General features: G+C 61.3%; 20 protein-coding genes and 1 tRNA gene. 10 read left to right on the forward strand and 11 right to left on the reverse strand.

Going from position 1 to position 22,120, the window contains the following annotated elements; all coding sequences use genetic code 11:
• Positions 1–100: 100 nt before the first annotated feature.
• From gpmI to A7317_RS01800, 4 genes are all read left to right on the forward strand, one after another.
• Positions 101–1,627 carry a 2,3-bisphosphoglycerate-independent phosphoglycerate mutase gene (gene gpmI / locus A7317_RS01785; RefSeq protein ID WP_069075088.1) on the forward strand — a complete coding sequence of 509 codons (1,527 nt, stop codon included), beginning with the start codon at positions 101–103 and terminating at the stop codon, positions 1,625–1,627.
• Positions 1,628–1,885: 258 nt separating this feature from the next.
• The gene (locus A7317_RS01790) at positions 1,886–3,181 is read left to right on the forward strand and encodes a murein hydrolase activator EnvC family protein (RefSeq protein ID WP_069075089.1); all 1,296 of its coding nucleotides are present in this window, start codon (positions 1,886–1,888) and stop codon (positions 3,179–3,181) included.
• Positions 3,182–3,211: 30 nt separating this feature from the next.
• Positions 3,212–4,528, forward strand: a complete 1,317-nt coding sequence (locus A7317_RS01795) for a S41 family peptidase (RefSeq protein WP_024072888.1) — start codon at positions 3,212–3,214, stop codon at positions 4,526–4,528.
• Position 4,529: 1 nt separating this feature from the next.
• The gene (locus A7317_RS01800; RefSeq protein WP_024072887.1) at positions 4,530–5,303 is read left to right on the forward strand and encodes a divergent polysaccharide deacetylase family protein; all 774 of its coding nucleotides are present in this window, start codon (positions 4,530–4,532) and stop codon (positions 5,301–5,303) included.
• Positions 5,304–5,540: 237 nt separating this feature from the next.
• Here A7317_RS01800 and A7317_RS01805 read toward each other — a convergent pair whose 3' ends face one another.
• From A7317_RS01805 to A7317_RS01835, 7 genes are all read right to left on the reverse strand, one after another.
• The gene (locus tag A7317_RS01805; RefSeq protein WP_069075090.1) at positions 5,541–6,296 is read right to left on the reverse strand and encodes a substrate-binding periplasmic protein; all 756 of its coding nucleotides are present in this window, start codon (positions 6,294–6,296) and stop codon (positions 5,541–5,543) included.
• A gap of 66 nt (positions 6,297–6,362) precedes the next feature.
• Positions 6,363–7,133 carry an imidazole glycerol phosphate synthase subunit HisF gene (gene hisF / locus A7317_RS01810; RefSeq protein WP_003171107.1) on the reverse strand — a complete coding sequence of 257 codons (771 nt, stop codon included), beginning with the start codon at positions 7,131–7,133 and terminating at the stop codon, positions 6,363–6,365.
• Positions 7,134–7,142: 9 nt separating this feature from the next.
• Positions 7,143–7,880, reverse strand: coding sequence for a 1-(5-phosphoribosyl)-5-[(5-phosphoribosylamino)methylideneamino]imidazole-4-carboxamide isomerase (gene hisA, locus A7317_RS01815; RefSeq protein WP_016972250.1), 738 nt, complete (start codon positions 7,878–7,880; stop codon positions 7,143–7,145).
• 39 nt (positions 7,881–7,919) lie between these two features.
• Complete coding sequence (locus A7317_RS01820) at positions 7,920–8,177, reverse strand: DUF2164 domain-containing protein (protein ID WP_024072885.1); 258 nt, start codon at positions 8,175–8,177, stop codon at positions 7,920–7,922.
• Complete coding sequence (gene hisH, locus A7317_RS01825; RefSeq protein WP_024072884.1) at positions 8,178–8,816, reverse strand: imidazole glycerol phosphate synthase subunit HisH; 639 nt, start codon at positions 8,814–8,816, stop codon at positions 8,178–8,180. It abuts the gene before it with no gap.
• Positions 8,816–9,409: an imidazoleglycerol-phosphate dehydratase HisB gene (gene hisB / locus A7317_RS01830; RefSeq protein WP_017849940.1), complete on the reverse strand. Its 594-nt coding sequence runs from the start codon at positions 9,407–9,409 to the stop codon at positions 8,816–8,818. The genes hisH and hisB overlap by 1 nt, the downstream gene beginning before the upstream one ends.
• A gap of 324 nt (positions 9,410–9,733) precedes the next feature.
• Positions 9,734–11,395, reverse strand: a complete 1,662-nt coding sequence (locus A7317_RS01835) for an OFA family MFS transporter (RefSeq protein WP_041160817.1) — start codon at positions 11,393–11,395, stop codon at positions 9,734–9,736.
• 324 nt (positions 11,396–11,719) lie between these two features.
• Here A7317_RS01835 and A7317_RS01840 point away from each other — a divergent pair, with 324 nt between their 5' ends.
• The 4 genes from A7317_RS01840 (at position 11,720) to A7317_RS01855 (ending at position 15,442) form a co-directional block, all read left to right on the forward strand.
• Positions 11,720–13,930: an AsmA family protein gene (locus tag A7317_RS01840; RefSeq protein WP_069075091.1), complete on the forward strand. Its 2,211-nt coding sequence runs from the start codon at positions 11,720–11,722 to the stop codon at positions 13,928–13,930.
• Entirely contained in the window at positions 13,927–14,994 is a 1,068-nt protein-coding gene (gene mutY / locus A7317_RS01845; RefSeq protein ID WP_069075092.1) for an A/G-specific adenine glycosylase, read from the forward strand. Before A7317_RS01840 ends, mutY begins: the two co-directional genes overlap by 4 nt.
• Positions 14,991–15,263 (forward strand): oxidative damage protection protein, encoded by a 273-nt coding sequence (locus A7317_RS01850; RefSeq protein WP_024072880.1) that lies wholly within the window; start codon positions 14,991–14,993, stop codon positions 15,261–15,263. The genes mutY and A7317_RS01850 overlap by 4 nt, the downstream gene beginning before the upstream one ends.
• 103 nt (positions 15,264–15,366) lie before the next feature.
• Positions 15,367–15,442 (forward strand) — tRNA-Phe (locus A7317_RS01855).
• Between the two features lie 130 nt (positions 15,443–15,572).
• Here A7317_RS01855 and A7317_RS01860 read toward each other — a convergent pair.
• The 3 genes from A7317_RS01860 to A7317_RS01870 form a co-directional block, all read right to left on the reverse strand.
• Entirely contained in the window at positions 15,573–15,875 is a 303-nt protein-coding gene (locus A7317_RS01860) for a hypothetical protein (protein WP_223817908.1), read from the reverse strand.
• A gap of 114 nt (positions 15,876–15,989) precedes the next feature.
• Positions 15,990–17,597: an ArnT family glycosyltransferase gene (locus A7317_RS01865; RefSeq protein ID WP_069075093.1), complete on the reverse strand. Its 1,608-nt coding sequence runs from the start codon at positions 17,595–17,597 to the stop codon at positions 15,990–15,992.
• A gap of 86 nt (positions 17,598–17,683) precedes the next feature.
• Positions 17,684–18,649 (reverse strand): arsenic resistance protein, encoded by a 966-nt coding sequence (locus tag A7317_RS01870; RefSeq protein ID WP_069075094.1) that lies wholly within the window; start codon positions 18,647–18,649, stop codon positions 17,684–17,686.
• Positions 18,650–18,789: 140 nt separating this feature from the next.
• Here A7317_RS01870 and A7317_RS01875 point away from each other — a divergent pair, with 140 nt between their 5' ends.
• Both A7317_RS01875 and A7317_RS01880 read left to right on the forward strand, forming a co-directional pair.
• On the forward strand, positions 18,790–19,761 hold the full coding sequence (locus A7317_RS01875) for an alpha/beta fold hydrolase (RefSeq protein ID WP_069075095.1): 972 nt from the start codon (positions 18,790–18,792) through the stop codon (positions 19,759–19,761).
• 17 nt (positions 19,762–19,778) lie between these two features.
• Positions 19,779–20,192 carry a hypothetical protein gene (locus tag A7317_RS01880; RefSeq protein WP_024072851.1) on the forward strand — a complete coding sequence of 138 codons (414 nt, stop codon included), beginning with the start codon at positions 19,779–19,781 and terminating at the stop codon, positions 20,190–20,192.
• Positions 20,193–20,367: 175 nt separating this feature from the next.
• On the opposite strand, the gene gabP is transcribed toward A7317_RS01880, so the two are convergent.
• The gene (gene gabP, locus A7317_RS01885) at positions 20,368–21,759 is read right to left on the reverse strand and encodes a GABA permease (protein WP_024072850.1); all 1,392 of its coding nucleotides are present in this window, start codon (positions 21,757–21,759) and stop codon (positions 20,368–20,370) included.
• Positions 21,760–22,120 lie beyond the last annotated feature (361 nt).

The following is a 22,120-nucleotide window of genomic DNA, read 5'->3' on the forward strand; positions in this document are numbered from 1 at the left end:
GGGGGCCAACCCCCGTAAAGCGGTGACGTGGTCGGAACTTCGCTTTAAACTGCCACTCCCTTTTCAATCCCCTTCACTAATTACCGCCGCGAGAGGATCTATGACTACTACGCCTAAACCTTTGGTCCTGATAATTCTCGATGGCTTCGGACACAGTGAAAGCCACCACGACAACGCCGTGTACTCGGCGCGCAAGCCGGTCCTGGACCGCCTGACCGCCACCGTCCCCAACGGCCTGATCTCCGGTTCCGGCATGGACGTGGGCCTGCCGGACGGCCAAATGGGCAACTCGGAAGTCGGCCACATGAACCTGGGCGCCGGACGAGTGGTCTATCAGGACTTCACGCGCGTGACCAAAGCGATCCGCGATGGCGAATTCTTCGAGAACCCGACTATCTGCGCGGCAGTGGATAAAGCCGTCGCCGCCGGCAAAGCGGTGCACTTCATGGGCCTGCTGTCCGACGGTGGCGTACATAGCCACCAGGACCACCTGGTGGCCATGGCCGAACTGGCCTTCAAGCGGGGCGCCGACAAGATCTACCTGCACGCCTTCCTCGACGGCCGCGACACCCCGCCGAAGAGCGCGCAGTCGTCCATTGAGCTGCTGGACGCCACCTTCGCCGCCCTGGGCAAAGGCCGCATCGCCAGCCTGGTCGGCCGCTACTTCGCCATGGACCGCGACAACCGTTGGGACCGCGTGGCCCAGGCCTACAACCTGATCGTCGACGGCCAGGCCGAATTCAACGCCGCCACCGCCCAGGAAGGCCTTGAAGCCGCCTACGCCCGTGGCGAGAGCGATGAGTTCGTCAAAGCCACCACCATCGGCGAGCCGGTGAAAGTCGAAGACGGCGACGCCGTGGTCTTCATGAACTTCCGCGCCGACCGCGCCCGCGAGCTGAGCCGTGTGTTTGTCGAAGACGGTTTCAAGGAGTTCGAGCGTGCGCGCCAGCCGAAAGTCCAATATGTCGGCCTGACCCAATACGCCGCCAGCATCCCCGCCCCCGCAGCCTTTGCCGCAGGCAGCCTGGACAACGTGCTGGGCGACTACCTGGCGAAAAACGGCAAGACCCAGCTGCGCATCGCCGAAACCGAGAAGTATGCCCACGTGACCTTCTTCTTCTCCGGCGGTCGCGAAGAACCGTTCCCCGGCGAAGAGCGCATCCTGATCCCGTCGCCTAAAGTCGCCACCTACGACCTGCAACCGGAAATGAGCGCGCCGCAAGTCACCGACAAGATCGTCGACGCCATCGACCACCAGCGGTATGACGTGATCGTGGTCAACTACGCCAACGGTGACATGGTCGGCCACAGCGGCAACCTGGAAGCCGCGATCAAGGCCGTGGAATGCCTGGACCAGTGCGTCGGCCGCATCGTCGATGCGCTGGAAAAGGTCGGCGGCGAAGCGCTGATCACCGCCGACCACGGTAACTGCGAGCAGATGTCCGACGAATCCACCGGGCAGGCCCACACGGCCCATACCACCGAGCCGGTGCCGTTCATCTACGTCGGCAAGCGCGACTTCAAAGTGCGTGATGGCGGCGTGCTGGCGGATGTGGCACCGACAATGTTGATGCTGATGGGGTTGGAGAAGCCGAAAGAGATGACCGGCACTTCGATTCTGGTCTGATTCTCAGAATCACCGAAAAATAGTGTGGGAGGGGGCTTGCCCCCGATTACGGTAGATCAGCTGACACCCATGTGGCTGATACATCGCTATCGGGGGCAAGCCCCTTCCCACATTGGATCTTCCGCGTTTGGTAGATGTCTTTTTGCCATACCAGCGCCACTCGGCACCTATCTTGCCCGGAAGCCTGAATTGGGCGTTTTTTTTGCAGCGCTTGGCGGGCATACTAGGCCGTCCCTTTCCGTGGTGTCGCCCGCCTCTATGCTTCGCGCCTTGATTACCCTCGCTCTTGTCTGCCTGCTCCAACCGGCGTTTGCCGATGAGCGCGCGCAAACCCAACAACAGTTGGACGCTACGCGTCAGGACATTACCGAGCTGAAAAAACTGCTCGGCAAGCTCCAGGAAGAAAAATCCGGGGTGCAGAAAGACCTGCGCGGCACGGAAACCGAGATGGGCAAGCTGGAGAAACAGGTCCAGGAGCTGCAAAAAGAATTAAAGAAGAGCGAGTCGGAACTGGAGCGACTCGACGCTGAGAAAAAAAAACTCCAGAGCGCACGCGTTGAACAGCAACGCCTGATCGCGATCCAGGCCCGCGCCGCCTACCAGAGCGGCCGCCAGGAGTACCTCAAGCTGCTGCTCAACCAGCAGAACCCGGAAAAGTTCGCGCGCACCCTCACCTACTACGACTACGTGAGCCAGGCACGCCTGGCGCAATTGAAGGGTTTCAACGAGACCCTGCGCCAACTGGCCAATGTCGAACAGGAAATCGCCGACCAGCAGTCGCAGTTGCTCGACCAGAAAAGCGCCCTCGACGTCCAGCGCGACCAGTTGGACAAGGTCCGCAAGGAACGCCAGCTGGCCCTGGCCAAGCTCAACGAAGACGTAAAGGCCCGCGACGCCAAGCTGCAAGCTCGCGAGCAGGACCAGGCCGACCTGGCCAAGGTACTCAAGACCATCGAAGAAACCCTGGCCCGCCAGGCACGTGAGGCCGAGGAAGCGCGCCAGAAAGCGCTGATCGCCCAGCAGGAAGCCGAAAAAAAGCGCCAGCGTGAGGCCGAACTGGCAGCCACGACGGACGCTCCGGCCCCCCACAAGCCCGCGCACGCAGCACCTGGCCCGCTGGTTTCCAGCGCCGGCGAATCCTTCGGCGGCCCTTTTGCTTCCGCGCGCGGCAAACTTCCATGGCCGGTTGATGGTCGACTACTGGCACGCTTTGGGGAAACCCGTGGCGACGACACCCGCGCCAAGTGGGACGGGGTGATGATCAGCGCCGCTGCTGGCAGCCAGGTCCATGCCGTACACGGTGGCCGCGTGGTGTTTGCCGATTGGCTGCGGGGCGCCGGTTTGTTGGTGATTCTCGACCACGGTAATGGCTATTTGAGCCTTTATGGCCACAATCAGACTTTACTCAAGTCGGCAGGTGATGTTGTAAAAGCCGGTGAATCCATCTCCACTGTCGGTAACAGTGGCGGCCAGGACACCCCGGCGCTGTACTTCGCTATTCGTCAGCAGGGTCGCCCGAGCGATCCCGCACAATGGTGCCGCTCCCAAGGATAGGGGCGCATCTACACTAGGAGTTCGTTCGACATGCTGCATTTGTCCCGCCTCACTTCGCTGGCCCTGACGATCGCCCTGGTGATCGGCGCGCCTCTGGCTTTTGCCGACCAGGCCGCACCGGCTGCACCTGCCGCCACGGCCGCGACCACCAAGGCGCCGTTGCCGCTGGACGAGCTGCGCACCTTTGCCGAGGTCATGGACCGGATCAAGGCCGCCTATGTCGAACCCGTAGACGACAAGACCCTGCTGGAGAATGCCATCAAGGGCATGCTCAGCAACCTCGACCCACACTCCGCCTACCTCGGCCCGGAAGATTTCGCCGAGCTGCAGGAAAGCACCAGCGGTGAATTCGGCGGCCTGGGCATCGAAGTCGGCGCCGAGGACGGCCAGATCAAGGTCGTCTCCCCGATTGACGACACCCCAGCGTCCAAGGCCGGTATCCAGGCCGGCGACTTGATCGTCAAGATCAACGGCCAGCCGACCCGCGGCCAGACCATGACCGAAGCCGTCGACAAGATGCGCGGCAAAATCGGCCAGAAAATCACCCTGACCCTGGTGCGCGACGGCGGTGCCCCGTTCGACGTGACCCTGGCCCGCGCGACCATCACGGTCAAGAGCGTGAAGAGCCAGTTGCTCGAGTCAGGCTACGGCTACATCCGTATTACCCAGTTCCAGGTCAAGACCGGCGACGAAGTGGCCAAGGCCCTGGCCAAACTGCGCAAGGACAACGGCAAGAAGCTCAACGGCATCGTGCTCGACCTGCGCAACAACCCAGGTGGCGTGCTGCAGGCGGCGGTGGAAGTGGTCGACCACTTCATCACCAAGGGCCTGATCGTCTACACCAAGGGCCGCATCGCCAATTCCGAGTTGCGCTTCTCGGCTACCGGCAACGACCTCAGCGAAAACGTACCGCTGGCCGTGCTGATCAACGGCGGCAGCGCCTCGGCCTCGGAAATCGTTGCCGGTGCCCTGCAGGACCAGAAGCGCGGCGTGCTGATGGGCACGACCAGCTTCGGCAAAGGCTCGGTGCAAACCGTGCTGCCGCTGAACAACGAGCGTGCGCTGAAGATCACCACGGCGCTGTACTACACGCCAAACGGTCGCTCGATCCAGGCCCAGGGCATCGTGCCGGACATCGAAGTGCGCAAGGCCAAGATCACCAACGAGGTCGACAGCGAGTACTACAAGGAAGCGGACCTGCAAGGCCACCTGGGCAATGGCAACGGCGGCGCCGACCAGCCAACCGGCAGCGGCTCCAAAGCCAAGCCGATGCCGCAGGACGATGACTACCAATTGGCCCAGGCGCTGAGCCTGCTCAAGGGCCTGAGCATTACGCGCAGCCGTTGATATGCGCTTTGCCCTGATCATCGCTGCGCTATGCAGCCTGGCAGGGGTCGCTCACGCGACTCCCGCCAGCGAGCCGCACAAAGCCTACCTGACCCTCATCATCGACGACCTCGGGCAAAACCTGGCCCGGGATCGTCGCGTGCTGGCCCTGCCTGGGCCGGTGACCACCGCAATCATGCCCGACACGCCCCACGCCGCCGAATTCGCCCGCGAAGCGCACAAGGCCGGCAAGATCGTGATCCTGCACATGCCCATGGACCCGGCCACCGGTCCGTTCGCCTGGCACCCCGACCTGCCTATCGAAGAGCTCGGCAAGCGCCTGGACGCCGCGTTCCAGGCCGTGCCCTACACCGCCGGTATCAACAACCACATGGGCAGTCGAATGACCGCACAGCCCGCGGCGATGGCCTGGTTGATGGCCGACCTGCAACGACGCAACAAATTCTTTGTCGACAGCCGCACCAGCGCGCAGACCGTCGCCGCCGCCGAGGCACAGAAAATTGGCCTGGCCCATGTCTCGCGGGATGTCTTCCTCGACGACGAGCGCACCGAAGCCGCAATCACCACGCAACTGCAAACCGCGATCAAGCTGGCGCATAAACAGGGTTCGGCAGTGATGATCGGTCATCCGTACCCGCAGACCCTGGCGGTACTGGAACGCGAGCTGCCCAAGCTCAAGGCCCAGGGCGTCGACTGGATCGATATCAAGTTGATGATCAGTGTGCGCGGTAACCAGGCCATGGGTGGTCACGGTAAGAACGGCATCTATCGCTAAGGATCTGATACCTCTGTGGCGATTCGACAAGCCCTGATGCCGTTCAGTTAAGCGTACATCGCCTTCTGTAGGAGCGAGGGGGACGCCTAGTTCTTGCTCGCGAAAAACGTCAACGATAACGTGGGTTCCCTGAATGAACGCGGCGCCTGTGAGTTTTTCGCGAGCAAGCTCGCTCCTACAAAAAAAGCTTTAACTGAACCGCATTAGGGCTTGCTACAAAAAAGAGTCGACGGAAGGCTAGAGGTACTTCGCCATGATCTGGTCGACCACACCCTCCTTGCGCAGTTGGTCCAACGCCGCCTGCAGCTTCGCCACGGTCTCATCCGGCACATCCTTGTTCAGCGCGAGATAGAGTTGGGCGCTGTTGAAGCGCAGCACCGTCTTGAGCCCGGTCACACCCACCTGGCGTGCCAGGTAACGCCCGGCGGGATCGCCGGTCGCCCAAAGGTCGATCTGGCCGTCCATGAGCTTTTGCGCATTGTCCTGGTCGCGCAGCACCACCAGCGGGGTCAAGCCCTGCTTCTCCAGCGTCTGGGCAATCGCATCACCTTTATAGGCGCCGATCTTGTAGCGGCGCGCCTGCTCAAGGTCGGCAAGCTGGATCTTACTGTCGGCCTTGGCCAGCAGCACCCAGTCGTCCGGGCCAATGGGGCCGACCCATTTGAACAGCGCTTCGCGATCCGGCAGGCGCGCCATGACAAATACGCCGTAGCCGGGTTTCTCCAGGGCGAGCTTGTAGATTCGCTCCCAGGGGAAACGCAGGGTGAGGTTGTAGGAAATGCCGGCGCGCTTGAAGGTTTCTCGCACGATGTCCACGGCGATGCCTTCGATGTTCTCTTCCTTGGCGAAGTTCTTGCCGTTTTTCGCCATGTTGTAGGGCGGGAAATTTTCCGTCAGCAGCACCAGGGAGGTATCAGACGGTTCTTCGGCGTGAGCTGCACTCACCATAAAAATGGAGGTGCTGGCGAGGGCAAGCAGCAGGGTCTTGAACATGAAGGCTACCGGAATCCATGGCAAGCGCAGAGAGTGCCGCGCGCCCGCCATGGTGTCCAGCAGCGTTTAGCGAACGACGATACCGCGCGCCGCCATGTAGGCCTTGGCCTCGGGGACGGTGTATTCGCCAAAGTGGAAAATACTCGCCGCCAGCACCGCGCTGGCGTGGCCTTCGATCACGCCATCGGCCAGGTGTTGCAGGTTACCGACGCCGCCGGAGGCGATCACCGGGATACCCAGCGCATCACTGATCGCGCGGGTCACGCCCAGGTCGAAGCCGTTTTTCATGCCGTCCTGGTCCATGCTGGTCAGCAGGATTTCACCGGCGCCCAGGCCTTCCATCTTCATCGCCCACTCCACTGCGTCCAGCCCGGTTGGCTTGCGCCCGCCGTGGGTGAAGATCTCCCAGCGCGGGGTTTCGCCGGGGCCGGAGACTTTCTTGGCGTCGATGGCCACCACGATGCATTGCGAGCCAAAGTGCTGCGCGGCTTCGCCGACGAACTCCGGGTTGAACACGGCCGCGGTGTTGATCGAGACCTTGTCCGCGCCGGCATTGAGCAGGTTGCGGATGTCTTGCACGGTGCGCACGCCACCGCCCACGGTCAGCGGGATAAACACCTGGCTGGCCATGCGTTCGACGGTGTGCAACGTGGTATCGCGGCCGTCGACGCTGGCGGTGATGTCGAGAAAGGTAATCTCGTCGGCACCTTGTTCATCGTAGCGGCGAGCGATTTCCACCGGATCGCCGGCGTCACGAATGTTCTCGAACTTGACGCCCTTGACCACGCGACCGTTGTCGACGTCCAGGCAAGGGATGATGCGTTTGGCCAGCGCCATGGTCAGTCCTCAGCCGTTGTAGGCATCGCAGTAAGCCTGGGCTTCGGCGACGTCCAGGGTGCCTTCGTAGATCGCGCGACCGGTAATGGCGCCGATGATCCCAGGAGCCTTGGCGTCCAACAGCGACTTGATGTCGCCCAGGTTGTGAATACCGCCGGAAGCAATCACCGGAATCTTCGTCGCCGCCGCCAGTGCCGCAGTGAACGGTACGTTACAGCCCTGCATCATGCCGTCTTTGGCGATGTCGGTATAAACGATGGCGGACACACCGTCGGCCTCGAACTGCCTGGCCAGGTCGATGACTTGCACGGTGCTGATTTCAGCCCAGCCGTCGGTGGCGACGAAACCGTCCTTGGCGTCCAGGCCGACGATCACCTTGCCAGGGAACGCGCGGCAGGCTTCGGCGACGAACGCCGGGTCTTTCACCGCCTTGGTGCCGATGATCACGTAGCTCACGCCCGCTTTCACGTAGTGCTCGATGGTTTCCAGGGAGCGGATACCGCCGCCGATCTGGATCGGCAGGTTCGGGTAGCGCTTGGCGATCGCGGTGACCACCTCGCCATTGACCGGCTGGCCTTCGAAGGCGCCGTTCAAGTCCACCAGATGCAGACGACGGCAGCCCCCTTCCACCCATTTGGCAGCCATGCTCACCGGGTCATCGGAGAACACGGTGGAGTCTTCCATACGGCCTTGGCGCAGACGTACGCAGGCGCCGTCCTTGAGATCGATAGCGGGGATAATCAGCATCTGGCAAACCTTATTCGATATTCAGCAATGCTTGGGAAATCAGGGTTTCTCAAGCGACCACAGGTCGCTTTCGATGCTTTCGAACCTTTCTTTAAGGAGCGTCTGCGTATCGAAAATCGCCCTGTTGTAATAATGCGGAGCCACTTCGGTGGTGAACAACTCAAGAATCTCGGCGACCTCGAACGAGCCCAGCTTGAGCTCGAAGCGATCCTCCATGAAGCGCTTGATCTTGTCGGTGGCCTCACGCTCCTGCTCAGGCGTGAGGTTCAAGATCGGCTGCTTCGGTTTCCTGGCCATTTACCAGCGCCCATCCCAGGCGGCGAAGTTCTGCAGCAATTGCAGGCCATGGGTATGGCTCTTCTCCGGGTGGAACTGCACGGCAAAACGCGAACCTTCGGCCAACGCAGCGGCGAAGTCGACGCCGTAGTGCCCACCCCCCACCACCTGGCGCGGGTTACCGGCGGCGATGTAGTAGCTGTGCACGAAGTAGAAACGCGCCATGTCCGGAATGTCGTGCCACAGTGGGTGATGCACCGCCTGGCTGACTTCGTTCCAGCCCATGTGCGGGACTTTCAGGTGGGCGCCGTCTTCATGCAGGTCCTTGCCGAAGAACTTCACCTGGCCGGGAAACAGGCCGATGCAGTCGACGCCGTCGTTCTCTTCACTGCTGTCGAGCAAGGCTTGCATGCCCACGCAGATGCCGAGGAACGGGCGATCCTGGCTGACTTCGCGCACCAGGCTGTCAAAGCCCAGGCGGCGAATTTCAGCCATGCAATCGCGAATCGCGCCGACACCCGGGAATACCACGCGGTCGGCTTCGCGAATCACATTGGCGTCGCTGGTGATCAGCACCTTGCCGGCCCCGACGTGCTCGAGGGCCTTGGCCACCGAGTGCAGGTTACCCATGCCGTAATCGATAACCGCGACCGTCTGCATTACAGGACGCCCTTGGTCGAGGGCATTTGCCCGGCCATACGCTCATCCAGCTCCACCGCCATGCGCAGCGCGCGGCCGAAAGCCTTGAACACGGTTTCGATCTGGTGGTGGGTGTTGGTGCCGCGCAGGTTGTCGATGTGCAGGCTCACCAGCGCATGGTTGACGAAGCCCTGGAAGAATTCCTGGAACAGGTCGACGTCGAAGCCGCCCACGGTGGCGCGGGTGTAGGGCACGTGCATCTGCAGGCCTGGGCGGCCGGAGAAGTCGATGACCACGCGCGACAGCGCTTCGTCCAGCGGGACATAGGCGTGGCCGTAGCGACGGATGCCTTTTTTGTCGCCAATGGCCTTGGCAAACGCCTGGCCGAGGGTGATGCCTACGTCTTCCACCGTGTGGTGGTCGTCGATATGCAGGTCGCCCTTGCTGACGATATCCAGGTCGATCAGCCCGTGACGGGCGATCTGGTCCAGCATGTGCTCAAGAAAAGGTACACCGATATCAAATCGGGCCTTTCCGGTGCCATCCAGGTTGATCGAGGCTTTGATCTGGGTTTCCAGAGTGTCGCGCTCGACGGACGCCTTACGTTCGGCCATCACCAGCTCCGCAAAATCATTGGGCGAAAAAGGCAGCCATTATAGGGGCGCGGGCGCTAAACAGAAACATCGAAGGGGATAAGACTGATGGAGTGTCGGGGATAGACATGTGCATACAAGCAAGAGCGGGCTTATGTGTCGAAGCAGACTTGTCGTGGCGAGCGGGCTTGCCCCGCGTTGGGCTGCGCAGCAGCCCCAAAATATACCAACGCGTTCTGACGGGAAGAACGCGTTGGTTTTATTGGGCTGCTGCGCAGCCCAACGCGGGGCAAGCCCGCTCGCCACAACCCCCAACACGCCTGGGACCACAAGGCATGCGCGGTGTCAGTGGAACAGCACCGCCGTCTTCTGCAGGGTCACCCACACCCCCCATGCCAACGGAATACCCACCACCAACCAGGCCGCAACAGCCAGCGGCTTGCTGCCGGCGGAGGCTTTCCACTCCAGCACAGTCGTGGCATCAGCACCTTTGTCATGACCCAGCGCCTGTTCGGCAGCCAGCTCGGCATCGGTCATGAAGTACTTGTCGGCCACAGGACGCACCAGCATGTTGCAGATGAACCCCAGCACCAGCAGACCCGCCAGGATGTACAAGGTGATGTCGTAGGCCGCAGCGCGTTCAACGCCGATGCTCAACTGGTATTCACGCAGGTAGTTGACCAGCACCGGGCCCAACACGCCCGCCGCCGCCCAGGCAGTCAGCAGGCGACCGTGGATCGCGCCGACCATCTGGGTACCGAACAGGTCGGCCAGGTACGCCGGAACCGTCGCAAAACCACCGCCGTACATCGACAGGATGATGCAGAACGCCGCCACGAACAGCGCCACGTTACCCAGGTGCCCCAGGTTCGGGATCAGCGCGTACAGGGCAAAGCCCAGGGCGAAGAACACGAAGTAGGTGTTTTTACGGCCCAGGTAGTCGGAGAACGACGCCCAGAAGAACCGGCCACCAATGTTGAACAGGCTCAACAGCCCAGTGAAGCCCGCAGCAATGGCCGCGATCGACGCCAGTTGCCCCGCATCCAGCTGGCCAAACGGTACATCCACACCCAGCAGCTTGCCGCCAAACACTTCCTGCAGCAGCGGCGAAGCCATGCCCAGGATGCCGATACCGGCGGAGACGTTCAGGCACAGCACCAGCCATACCAGGCGGAATTGCGGGGTTTTCCAGGCCACGTTCACATGCACGTGACGGTGGGTGATCATCGAGTTGCTGGCTTTTTTCGCCGGTGCGGTCCAGCCCTCAGGCTTCCAGCCGGTCGGCGGAACACGGTACGACAGTGCGCCACCGATCATGAATACGAAGTAGATCGCCGCCATCACCAGGAAGCTTTGCCACACGCCCACGCTGGTCGGCGAAGCAAAGTGCCCCATCAACGCAGCGGCCAGCGGCGCGCCAACCATGGCGCCACCGCCGAAGCCCATGATCGCCATGCCGGTCGCCATGCCGCGCTTGTCCGGGAACCACTTGATCAGGGTGGACACGGGCGAGATATAGCCCAGGCCCAGGCCGATACCGCCAATAACCCCGGAACCGATCCACATCAGCCAGATCTGGTGGGTGTAGATCCCCAGCGCCGAGATCAACAGGCCGCCGCACCAGCACAGCGCCGATACAACACCCGCCTTGCGTGGCCCGGCATGTTCCAGCCAGCCGCCCCAGATCGCTGCCGAGCAGCCCAGGAAGATGAAGAACAGGGTGTAGATCCAGCCCAGCATAGAGATGGGCCAATCGCATTGGGACGAGAAGACTTGGGCGATAAAGCTCATGTCCGGCGCACAGGCAACAGGTGCGGTGATACCCAGCGCCTTGGAGAGTGGCAGCCAGAACACCGAAAAACCGTAGGCCATGCCGATGCACAAGTGGATGGCCAGGGCGGCCGGTGGAACCAGCCAGCGGTTGAAACCGGGCTTGGCGATGATGCGTTCCTTGGACAGGAACGCAGGCTGTGCGGCAGTAATACTCGCCGCCATGCTAGTACTCATTGGTGTTTCCCCCAGTTGTTAGTATGTGTTCGTCAGGCGCTCTCTCCCTCGGCCTTGCACGCAAAGCGTGGCCGTTTTGTTGAGTAGAGCTCCATTTAGGCGCGACCTTAAGTCGCAGAAGGCGAACGAACGTGCAGAGATTAGCATCAGTGGACGCCATAAAAACCAAAGTGCCACTACGTTTTTCGGATTTTTTGCACTTTTTGACGTCAAAATTCCGTTTTCCTGGCCCTAGATACAATGTAACGATCTGTGAACTGACGCCGGTCGTCGGGCGTTATACTCTGCGGCTACATTTTGAAATCGACATACAAGGACTCGCCCATGAAAGCGTTCGGCAAAATCCTGGGTCTGGTACTTCTCGGGTTGTTGCTGATCATTGTGGCTCTCGGCTTTGCCCTGACCCATCTCTTCGATCCCAACGACTATAAAGACGAGATTCGCCAGATTGCCCGCGACAAGGCCCACATCGAGCTGACGCTCAATGGCGATATCGGTTGGAGCCTGTTCCCGTGGCTGGGCCTGGAGTTGCACGAAGCCAGCGTCGCGACCCTGACCAACCCGACCCAACCGTTCGCTGACCTGCAGATGCTCGGCCTGTCGGTACGCGTGCTGCCGTTGCTGCGCCGCGAGGTGCAGATGAGCGATGTGCGTGTCGAGGGCCTCAATCTGCGCCTGAACCGTGACAAGCAGGGCCATGGCAACTGGGAAGACATCGGTAAGACCGCGCCGGAGGCAGGTACCGCCACCCCTGCCCCAGTGGAGCAGTCTGCCGAGCACGAACCGGAAAAACCGCCAAAACCGATCCGCCTCGATATCGACAGCCTGACGATCAACAACGCCCGCATCGAATACAACGATGAGCAGACCGGCAAGCAGTTCAGCGCCGAAAGCATCCAGCTGAGCGCCGGTGCCGTGCACGAAGGGGCAAGCATTCCGCTGAAACTCACGGCCTTTTTCGGCAGTAACCAACCGGTGATGCGCGTCAAGACCGAGCTCAACGGCAACCTGCGCATTCAACGCGCCCTCAAGCGCTACCAGTTCGAAGACATGAAACTCAGCGGCGAAGCCACCGGTGAACCGCTGCAAGGCAAGACCGTGACCTTCTCCACCCAGGGTCAACTGCTGGTGGACCTGGCGGCCAACATTGCCGAGTGGACCAACCTGAAACTCTCGGCCAACCAGCTGCGCGCACTCGGCGAGCTGAAGGTCAACGACCTCGACAAGACACCGCAGATCAGTGGCGCACTGTCCATCGCCCAGTTTGACCTGGCCACGTTCCTCGACAGCATCGGCAACCCGCTGCCGCATATGGCCGAGGGCAGCCTGAGCAAGGTCGAACTGGTCAGCCGCCTCAAGGGCACGCCGACCAGCATGGCGCTGGAAGACCTGAACCTGAAACTCGACGGCAGCACCTTTACCGGTCGCATCGCGGTGGACGATTTCGCCAAGCAGTCACTGCGCGTGCAACTGAAGGGCGACACGTTCAACGCCGACAACTACCTGCCAGCCAAGTCCGACGCCGCCAAAGGCGCCGCCGCTGCACGCCAGGCCGAAGTCCAGAACAGCGAAGCCGGCGCGATGGCCGCCGGTGGCACCACACCGCTGCCGGACGCCCCGACCAAGGGCGCCTGGAGCACCGACAAGCTGCTGCCACTGACCCGCCTGCGCACCCTGGATGTGAATGCCGACCTCACCTTTGGGCAACTGACCCTGAGCAAGCTGCCAATCCAGAACGCGGCACTGAAGGCCACCGGCCTCGACGGCCAGCTCAAGCTCGACACCCTGAGCGGCGGCCTCTACAACGGCACCTTCCAGGCCAACGGCACCCTCGATGTGCGCCAGGATATTCCGGTACTGGCGCTGCAGAGCCGCATCAAGCAGGTGCCGGTCGAACGCATCCTGCAAGCCCAAGGGCAAAATCCGCCGGTGAAAGGCCTGGTCACCCTCGACAGCAACCTCAGCGGCCGCGGCAACAGCCAAAAGGCCCTGATCGACAGCCTCAACGGCACCGCCAGCTTCGTGATCAACAATGGCGTGTTGCTCAACGCCAACCTTGAACAGCAGTTGTGCACCGGTATTGCCCTGCTCAACCGCAAGACCTTGAACAGCGAGCCACGTGGCAAGGACACACCGTTCGAGGAACTGAAGGGCAACCTGAGCTTCCGCAATGGCGTAGCCAATAACCCTGACCTGAAAGTGCGTATCCCAGGCCTCACGGTGAACGGCAACGGTGACATCGACCTGCGTGTGCTCGGCATGGATTATCGGGTGGGCATCATCGTCGAAGGCGACCAACGCGAAGTACCGGACCCGGCGTGTGAAGTAGGCGCCAACTTCCAGGGCATCGAAGTTCCGTTACGTTGCCGTGGCCCGCTGGAACTGGGCGCCAAGGCATGCCGCCTGGACAAGGATGGCCTGGGCCAGGTCGCCATCAAGGCTGCCGGCAACCGCCTCAACGAGAAGCTGGAAGAGAAGCTCGACAAGGTAAACCCGCAACTCAAAGATGCGTTGAAAGGCCTGTTCAAACGATGAGAAACGAGCAGTTTTCGCAGGCGGTGCTGAATTGGTACGACCGCCACGGTCGCCATGACCTGCCCTGGCAACAGGGCATCACCCCTTACCGGGTGTGGGTCTCGGAGATCATGTTGCAACAGACCCAGGTCAGCACCGTGCTCAACTACTTCGACCGTTTCATGGCTTCGCTGCCAACCGTCGAAGCCCTGGCCGCCGCCCCGGAAGATGAAGTGCTGCACCTGTGGACCGGCCTGGGCTACTACACCCGGGCACGCAACCTGCAAAAGACCGCGAAGATCGTCGTGGCCGAGTACGGCGGCGAGTTTCCCCGCGATGTCGAAAAACTCACCGGGCTGCCCGGTATCGGCCTGTCCACGGCCGGTGCAATTGCCAGCCTGAGCATGGGCCTGCGCGCACCGATCCTCGACGGCAACGTCAAGCGCGTCCTGGCGCGCTATACCGCTCAGGAGGGCTACCCCGGCGACCCGAAGGTCGCCAAGCAACTCTGGGCCACCGCCGAGCGCTTCACCCCGCAGACCCGCGTCAACGCCTACACCCAGGCGATGATGGACATGGGCGCAACCCTCTGCACCCGCAGCAAGCCCAGTTGCCTGTTATGCCCGCTGGAAAAAGGCTGCGAAGCCCATATGCTCGGCCTGGAGACACGCTACCCGACCCCCAAGCCACGCAAGGCCATCCCCCAGAAGCGCACGCTGATGCCAATGCTGGCCAACGCCGAGGGCGCTATCCTGCTTTACCGTCGCCCTTCCACGGGCCTGTGGGGCGGTTTGTGGAGCTTGCCGGAGCTGGACGACCTCGACGACCTCGAACACCTTGCCCACCAGCATGCACTGGCCTTGGGCACGCAACAGGCACTGCCGGGGCTGATCCACACCTTCAGCCACTTCCAGCTGGCCATCGAACCCTGGCTGGTCCAGGTCGAGGAACCCGCCCATCACGTGGCCGAGGCCGACTGGCTCTGGTATAACCTCGCCACCCCGCCGCGCCTGGGCCTTGCCGCCCCGGTGAAAAAACTGCTGAAGCGCGCGGCTGAAGTATTGAACGCAGGAGAGTCGTCATGACCCGCACCGTAATGTGCCGCAAGTACAAAGAAGAACTGCCCGGCCTGGAACGCCCTCCATACCCAGGCGCCAAAGGCCAGGACGTGTTCGATCATGTTTCCGCCAAAGCCTGGGCCGACTGGCAAAAACACCAGACCCTGCTGATCAACGAAAAACGCCTGAACATGATGAACGCCGAAGACCGCAAATACCTGCAAGGTGAGATGGACAAGTATTTTTCCGGCGAGGATTACGCCAAGGCCGACGGCTACGTGCCGCCTGCTCAATAATTGATCAAAAACCGGGGTCGGCACGTAAGCGACGGTAATAATTAAATATTTTTTGAAAACTTGCTTGACGACCCCCTGAAAAACCCGTTTAATGCGCCCCGTTGCCCAGATAGCTCAGTCGGTAGAGCAGGGGATTGAAAATCCCCGTGTCGGCGGTTCGATTCCGTCTCTGGGCACCACTATTAAGTTTCAGGTGGTGCAACTATCATCTGGAACACACAAAAAACCCGCCTGGTGCGGGTTTTTTGTTGCCTTGGATTTGGCGCCTTGATCAAGGGCGATTCAACATCGCCCCTGCCACTAAGTCACTCAACGCCGATCCCACATCAGCGTCACCACCGCCGCCCTCTCTTGGTCCGACACCTGGAAGCCGCGCTCCTCGACCCGATTTAACCAGTCCTGCGCCGACAACTTCTCGCCAAAGCGCACCAGGCGCCCGTAGCGCTTGAACACGCCCTGCAACATGATAATCATCGAGGGGTAACTGCAGCCGCCGTCGAAACAGATGCTCAGCAAGCCAAGCCGCGAGCGGCCGATCACGTGACCGCCACCCGCGAGGGAGGTCGCACCGGGTGATTGAGCGCCGGGCCGCTTGAAGTCCATTTCCATCATTTCCTTGATCCGCACGTTACAACGATTACAAAAACGGTAAAGCCAGATAGGCGTTATATGACCCGCCGGTCATTTACCCGGCAAACATACACCAACACGCTCTAAATCGCCTGTTCACTTGAGCAGAAACACCAGCAACGGGTTGTCGTTCAAGCGCCCGTTGTACATCGGAGTCAAATGCTCCACTGGCGTTCCCTGCAGCAGCGCGGTTTCCTTACGCGCCACTATTACCCACGCCGGCCGAGGCAGTTCGCCCAACCGTTCCATCTCATTGCGCCCAACGAACAGCGGTTGCTCATCGTGGTCCAGGTTCATCATGTAGCGCACCGCCCAGGTGTCCCGACCGAGATTGACGAACACCAATGGCCCAGGCTCCGTCGCACGCAGCGCTTCCACCTGGCTGACAAACTTCCGGGTGTCGAACTGCAGGTCCTTGGCCGGCTCCACCACCGTCACCAACAACAACCACTGCGCCGCGAGTGCAATCGCACTGAGCGACACCAGTCGCGCGCTGCGACGCCAGGCAAGCAACGCCGCCAACTGCAACAGCACCAGGGCGCCAATCAGCAGAGGCAACGAAACGTTAGGCCAGTAACCGTGTTTCTGCCACCCATAGCGGCACACAAACACCACAACCCCACCCAACGCCGGCAACGCCACGACGAGCCCTTCGTAACATCGACGTATGCCCGCAAACCAGCCCTGCGCGTGGAGCAGCCCATAGGCCGCGACAGCGGCGAACATTGGCACCATGGGCAAGATGTAATAGGCACGCTTGAAGTGCGGCACCGACAGCCCGAGCAAAATCATCAAGCCACAGGCCGCAAGCCGTATTGTCAGTTGCACATTCTCATCGCATTGGCGCTGCGCCCAGCGATGTCGCAACGCAATCATCGTGGCCAACGCCAGGGGCACCACGGGGAAGTAGCGGTACAAACTCAACTGGAAATAGAAATAGAACGGCTCACCGGTTTCGTCGAGGCGCCCACCGACCTGCATCCTGAACACTTCATCGGCAAAGGCATCGCCACCGCTGATCCGCGCCAGCTTCATCAGCAACCACCAGCACGCCGCCAACAGCACCAGGCCAACCATACCGTGCACCAGCACCTGCCTGACCCGCTCGCCGGGACGGCCCAACGCCCAATACACGCAGACCACGCCGCAGACCTCGATCAACCCTAACGGCCCGCGAATCGCAAAGCCCAGGACGAACAGCGGGAACACCGCCAATTGCCTGAGGCGCGAACCGAGGCGTTCACCACTGTGCAGCAGATAGAAACTGCCGACGCACAGCAGCGCCACCATCTGGTCCAGGCAAACCGAACGCGACTTTTCCAGCAACTGAGTGGTGAGCAAGGTCAGCAGCACCGTGAGCAGCGCCCAGTTGCGGCTGTAAGGCACCAGCAAGCGATAGATCAGGGCAACCACACCCGCCGAGGCCAGCGCCGTGGGCATGACATTTGCCAGATGGTTTGGCGCGTCGAACAAGCGCGCAAATACAAAACTGAAAAACGTCGCGGTACCAGGGTAGTCGGCGTAGGGCTGCCCATAGGTCGTAGGGAAAAGACTCGCGCCATGGCGAAACATCTCCTGCAGGAACAACGCCCAGCGCCCATCAAAGCCCTGGGGCTGCTGATCCCAGATACCCAGGGTGAACAGCAACAAAGCGATCAGAAAAATGCCCAGGGACTCCAGGCGAAAGCGGTAGCGTTGATCCATCGGTTGACCTGTCAGGTAGGGAGCGCGGGCCTATGGTGCCGAACCCGCCCCTGAATAGCGCCTGAACAACCTGAAGATTGCCGCTTCTAGCGACTTGCAGGCCACACCCACTTCGGGATCAGCCGGACGTAGACCAACTCACCCACCAGCTCCACCAGGGTCTGCAGGATCACCACGGTCGCCGCCACCCCACGCACGTCTTCCGGCAGTGCCAGCGCCAAGGGCAGCACCACCAGCGAGTTGCGTGTCGATGCACTGAACGTCACCGCCCGCGCCGTGACCGCTGGCAACGCGAACAACCGCGCGGCCAACGCCCCCATCAGCGGCGCCAGCAGCAAAAAGCCGATATACACCGGCAGTACCGGGAGCAGCAGGTTGATATCCCGCACCACCGAGGTAATTTGCGAGGCGATCACCACGAACAACACCAGCGCCATCGCCGGCACCGGCAACCACGCCCAGGCATTGCTCCAAGCGTTGACCAGCGATGATCGCCGCGCCAGGGAGGTGGTGATCACCGCCAGGATCATCGGCACCACGATCAACAACAGGAACGCCTCGACAAACGGCCCTGCCTGCACCACCACGTCGGCCTGCGCCCCCAGCATAAAACCCAGGTACACCGGCAATAGCACCAACTGCAACAGCAACAGCAACGGCGTCGCCGCCAGCATCAGGCGTGAATCGCCCTTACCGATATGGGTAAACACCACCACGTAGTCGATACACGGCGTCAGCAACACCAGCAATGCGCCCACCAGCAACGCCGGGCGCTCCACCAGGCCACGGGTCAACCCCCACACCAGCAACGGCACGAGGATGAAATTGGCCAGCAGCAACGCCGCCAGAAAGCGCTTGTGACCCAGGCTCTGGCGCAGATCCAGAAACGGGATTTGCAGGAACATCGCATACATCAGCACCGCGATGGCGGGCGTGACCAGCGCGCCAAGGCCATGGGCCAACGAAGGCGCAAGCAGGCCGAAAGCGGCAGCCAGCAGGACGGCGGCGAAGTAGACCGGGACCTGATTGTGCTCGAGGGTGTCGCGGGTCATGAAAACACTCAGTGTAAATCGCAAAGGCGTGAGCCTATGCTTCTACTGGCGCGAGGTCGAGGGAAGAGGCGTTGTACTGCTCGATGCAATCAATAATTTCGGTACTAAAAAACAATAATCCAGGCAGGGGCTTTGAAACGATGAACTTGAATGACGCCTCTTCAATAGAACGTGCAACTACACCCAGAAATAGCCAAAGCGAATCCTTCAAAGAATCCGCCGCCGACGGCTACCTCCTCGCAGGCTCCACCTGGCGCCACCCGCGTACCGATCTCGAACGACCGGTCGTCATCATCAACGCCGCCACCTCCGTACGTTGCCGCCACTACTCACGTTTCGCCGATTACCTGTTCGCCAACGGCTTCGACGTGATCACCTACGACTATCGCGGCATCGGCGAGTCCCGCCTCGGTTCGTTGCGCGGTTTCAAGGCGTCGTGGTCGGATTGGGGCACGCGGGATTTCGAAGCGATCCTGCGGCGGGCACAGCGCGAGTTTCCAGGCCAACCGATTGATGTGGTCGGCCACAGCTTTGGTGGCTGTGCGGCGGGGTTGGCTGCATCCGGCGCGGTGATCCGGCGAATCGTCACCGTGGGCGCGCAGTTCGCCTACTGGCGCGATTACGCAGCCGCCGGGCGCTGGCAGATGTTTGCCAAGTGGCATGTGGTGATGCCGCTGGTGACGGCACTCTGTGGGTATTTCCCCGGCAAGCGGTTGGGCTGGCTGGAGGATACGCCGGCAGGCGTGGTGCGCGACTGGAGCACGCCAACGCCCAGGTATGAGACGCGGCCCAGCGGGCGTGCCCTGGCCGACTTGCCATTCAGTCGTGTGACGGCGCAGATGTTGGCGATCAGCATCACTGACGACCCGTTCGGCACCGTGGCGGCGATTGAGCGCTTGCTGGGCTATTTCGCAAACAGTGAGCGCACCCATCTGCGCATCGCTCCACAAGACATCGGCGAAAAACAGGTCGGGCATTTCGCATTCTTTCGCAGCGAGTATCAGGACCGATTGTGGCCGATCGCATTGGCCTGGCTTCAAAACGGCCAATTAGCGCCAGATACCCTTGGGATTTCCCCCAACCTGCGCTTCAATACCCCACCCAGATCCTGACCCAAGGACGTGAGCCCATGGCCTCGCCGAACAAGCAGCAAAAACGTGCCCACCGGGCCAAGGCCAAGGCCAAGCAGAACCGTACCCAGCGCGCCGTCGCGACCAAGCCGGATGCGTTTGCCGGGGATGATGACCGGATTGACCTTGAGTCGGTGGATTTGACCGAGCTGTTCGTGGCGATGCGTACCGCCGGCGAGACCAGCCAGCAGGCACTGTGTGCGGTGTTCCTGGCCCACCCACTGCTCGCACTGGTGCTGGAACAGGAAGGCGAAGAAGAAGCCACCGACTTTATCCTGGCGGCACTGATCGAGTATCGGCAGTGGGCCACGGACAGCGAGGATGAAGCTGCCGCCCTGGCGTGGATCGAGTCGCCGCAGTTCCAGGCCGACTATGTGGCCGCCTCCCAGGCCCTCACCAACGCCCAAGACTGACGCTCGCCTTCTGTAGGAGCGAGCTTGCTCGCGAAAAACCTCAACGATAACGCGTGTTTCCTGAATCAACGCGGCGCCTGTGAGTTTTTCGCGAGCAAGCTCGCTCCTATAGAAGGCGGGCAAGCCCCCTCCCACATCTGAACTGCGGCGCAATCAAGCACCGCATTCCATCACATCAATTCAGCACCACCGCGCCGACTCTCTGCGCCTTGCGACGGCTCGACACCAACAACCCCGCCGCCACTACCAGCAAGCTCAAGACCCCAGTCGCAATGATTTCCACGCGATGGGCCTCTTGGAACAGCATGATGGTCAGCGTGCCCACGATGAACACCATCACCGCGTAGGTCAGGCCCGGGAACAGCCACATCTTGAAGACGATCTTCTCGCCCGCCGCCGTGCGCTTCTGGCGCATGCGCAGTTGCGACACCGCGATCACCAGGTACACCAGCAGCGCGATGGCGCCGGAACTGGCCAGCAGGAATTCGAACACTGCCGCTGGGGCCACGTAGTTGGCGAACACCGCCAGGAACGCTGCGCCCGTGGACAGCATCACCGCCCAGTAAGGCGTACCGCTTTTGTTGGTGCGCTTTGACACAGCCGGTGCATCACCACGACGCCCCAGGGAGAACAGCATGCGCGAGGCGGTGTACAACGCCGAGTTCAGGCAGCTGGTCACGGCGACCAATACCACCAGGTCGACGATCAGCTTGGCATTCGGGATGCCCATGCGCTCCAGCACGGTCTGGTAGGAACCTACGGCCGCCAGGCTCGGATCATTCCAAGGCACCAGGGAAACCACGATGAAGATCGACAGCAGGTAGAACAAACCAATCCGCCAGATCACCGAGTTGGTGGCCTTGGTGATTTGCTGGCCTGGGTTCTTCGATTCAGCCGCCGCAATGGTGACGATCTCGGTGCCCATGAAGGAGAACATGGTGGTCAGGATCGCCGCCAATACCGCGCCCATGCCATTGGGCATGAAGCCCTGGGTATCGAACAGGTGGGACACGCCGCTGACCTGGCTGGTCGGCAAAAAGCCGAAGATCGCGGCCAGGCCGAGAATCACAAAGCCCACGATCGCCACGACTTTGATCAACGCGAACCAGAACTCGAACTCGCCGTAGTGCTTCACGCTGAACAGGTTGGTCGCCGTCAGCAGCAAGGTAATGATCAGGGTAAACGCCCAGATGGCCACGTTAGGGAACCAGGCGTTGAGAATGGTGGCGGCGGCGTTGGCTTCCAAAGGAATCACCAAGACCCAGAACCACCAGTACAGCCAGCCAATGGTGAAACCGGCCCAATGACCGATTGCCCGGTCGGCGTAGGTGGAGAACGAACCGGTGTCCGGTGACGCCACGGCCATCTCGGCCAGCATGCGCATGACCAGCACCACCAGCGTACCGGCAGCGGCGTAGGCCAGCAGCACCGCAGGGCCGGCGGCAGCTATCGCGTGGCCGGAGCCGACAAACAAACCGGCGCCAATAACGCCGGCAATCGACAACATCGTGACGTGACGCGGTTTGAGCCCCTGTTCGAGGTCATTGGAGCTTTGCGTACTACTCATTGACACACCTTTGCGAGGAATTGCGAAAACGGTTCGCCCGGTCTGCAGTCTTTCTTGTGAAAAGAAACCAACAAGGCGTTCTTTATTTTTTACGCAAGATTTGCGCCAAAATGTTACAAAGCCGCAATTGACGCGGGCTGTAGGACAATTCATTAACCGTTGCAAGTCATTGAGAATGCTGGCATTCCGCTACAGCGTTACCGAGCGACCCACTTTCCAGAGCAGCGCGTGCACCACAAACACACACACAAAGTCCGCGACGCTCTATAAAAGTGCTGCCAGGCACCGTTTGCCCGGTTAACCCTTCCAACACCCGGCCAAAGCTGGCACCATCGCGCCCTTTTTACGTAAAGCCTGTGGA

The organism is Pseudomonas fluorescens, assembly GCF_001708445.1.
GTDB lineage: Bacteria > Pseudomonadota > Gammaproteobacteria > Pseudomonadales > Pseudomonadaceae > Aquipseudomonas > Aquipseudomonas gorinensis.

Excerpts from the sequence above, each read along its gene's own strand:
- gpmI (WP_069075088.1), top strand. The coding sequence starts at position 101 with ATGACTACTACGCCTAAACCTTTGGTCCTGATAATTCTCGATGGCTTC.
- A7317_RS01790 (WP_069075089.1), top strand. The coding sequence starts at position 1,886 with ATGCTTCGCGCCTTGATTACCCTCGCTCTTGTCTGCCTGCTCCAACCG.
- A7317_RS01795 (WP_024072888.1), top strand. The coding sequence starts at position 3,212 with ATGCTGCATTTGTCCCGCCTCACTTCGCTGGCCCTGACGATCGCCCTG.
- A7317_RS01800 (WP_024072887.1), top strand. The coding sequence starts at position 4,530 with ATGCGCTTTGCCCTGATCATCGCTGCGCTATGCAGCCTGGCAGGGGTC.
- A7317_RS01805 (WP_069075090.1), bottom strand. The coding sequence starts at position 6,296 with ATGTTCAAGACCCTGCTGCTTGCCCTCGCCAGCACCTCCATTTTTATG.
- hisF (WP_003171107.1), bottom strand. The coding sequence starts at position 7,133 with ATGGCGCTGGCCAAACGCATCATCCCTTGCCTGGACGTCGACAACGGT.
- hisA (WP_016972250.1), bottom strand. The coding sequence starts at position 7,880 with ATGCTGATTATCCCCGCTATCGATCTCAAGGACGGCGCCTGCGTACGT.
- A7317_RS01820 (WP_024072885.1), bottom strand. The coding sequence starts at position 8,177 with ATGGCCAGGAAACCGAAGCAGCCGATCTTGAACCTCACGCCTGAGCAG.
- hisH (WP_024072884.1), bottom strand. The coding sequence starts at position 8,816 with ATGCAGACGGTCGCGGTTATCGATTACGGCATGGGTAACCTGCACTCG.
- hisB (WP_017849940.1), bottom strand. The coding sequence starts at position 9,409 with ATGGCCGAACGTAAGGCGTCCGTCGAGCGCGACACTCTGGAAACCCAG.
- A7317_RS01835 (WP_041160817.1), bottom strand. The coding sequence starts at position 11,395 with ATGAGTACTAGCATGGCGGCGAGTATTACTGCCGCACAGCCTGCGTTC.
- A7317_RS01840 (WP_069075091.1), top strand. The coding sequence starts at position 11,720 with ATGAAAGCGTTCGGCAAAATCCTGGGTCTGGTACTTCTCGGGTTGTTG.
- mutY (WP_069075092.1), top strand. The coding sequence starts at position 13,927 with ATGAGAAACGAGCAGTTTTCGCAGGCGGTGCTGAATTGGTACGACCGC.
- A7317_RS01850 (WP_024072880.1), top strand. The coding sequence starts at position 14,991 with ATGACCCGCACCGTAATGTGCCGCAAGTACAAAGAAGAACTGCCCGGC.
- A7317_RS01860 (WP_223817908.1), bottom strand. The coding sequence starts at position 15,875 with ATGATGGAAATGGACTTCAAGCGGCCCGGCGCTCAATCACCCGGTGCG.
- A7317_RS01865 (WP_069075093.1), bottom strand. The coding sequence starts at position 17,597 with ATGGATCAACGCTACCGCTTTCGCCTGGAGTCCCTGGGCATTTTTCTG.
- A7317_RS01870 (WP_069075094.1), bottom strand. The coding sequence starts at position 18,649 with ATGACCCGCGACACCCTCGAGCACAATCAGGTCCCGGTCTACTTCGCC.
- A7317_RS01875 (WP_069075095.1), top strand. The coding sequence starts at position 18,790 with ATGAACTTGAATGACGCCTCTTCAATAGAACGTGCAACTACACCCAGA.
- A7317_RS01880 (WP_024072851.1), top strand. The coding sequence starts at position 19,779 with ATGGCCTCGCCGAACAAGCAGCAAAAACGTGCCCACCGGGCCAAGGCC.
- gabP (WP_024072850.1), bottom strand. The coding sequence starts at position 21,759 with ATGAGTAGTACGCAAAGCTCCAATGACCTCGAACAGGGGCTCAAACCG.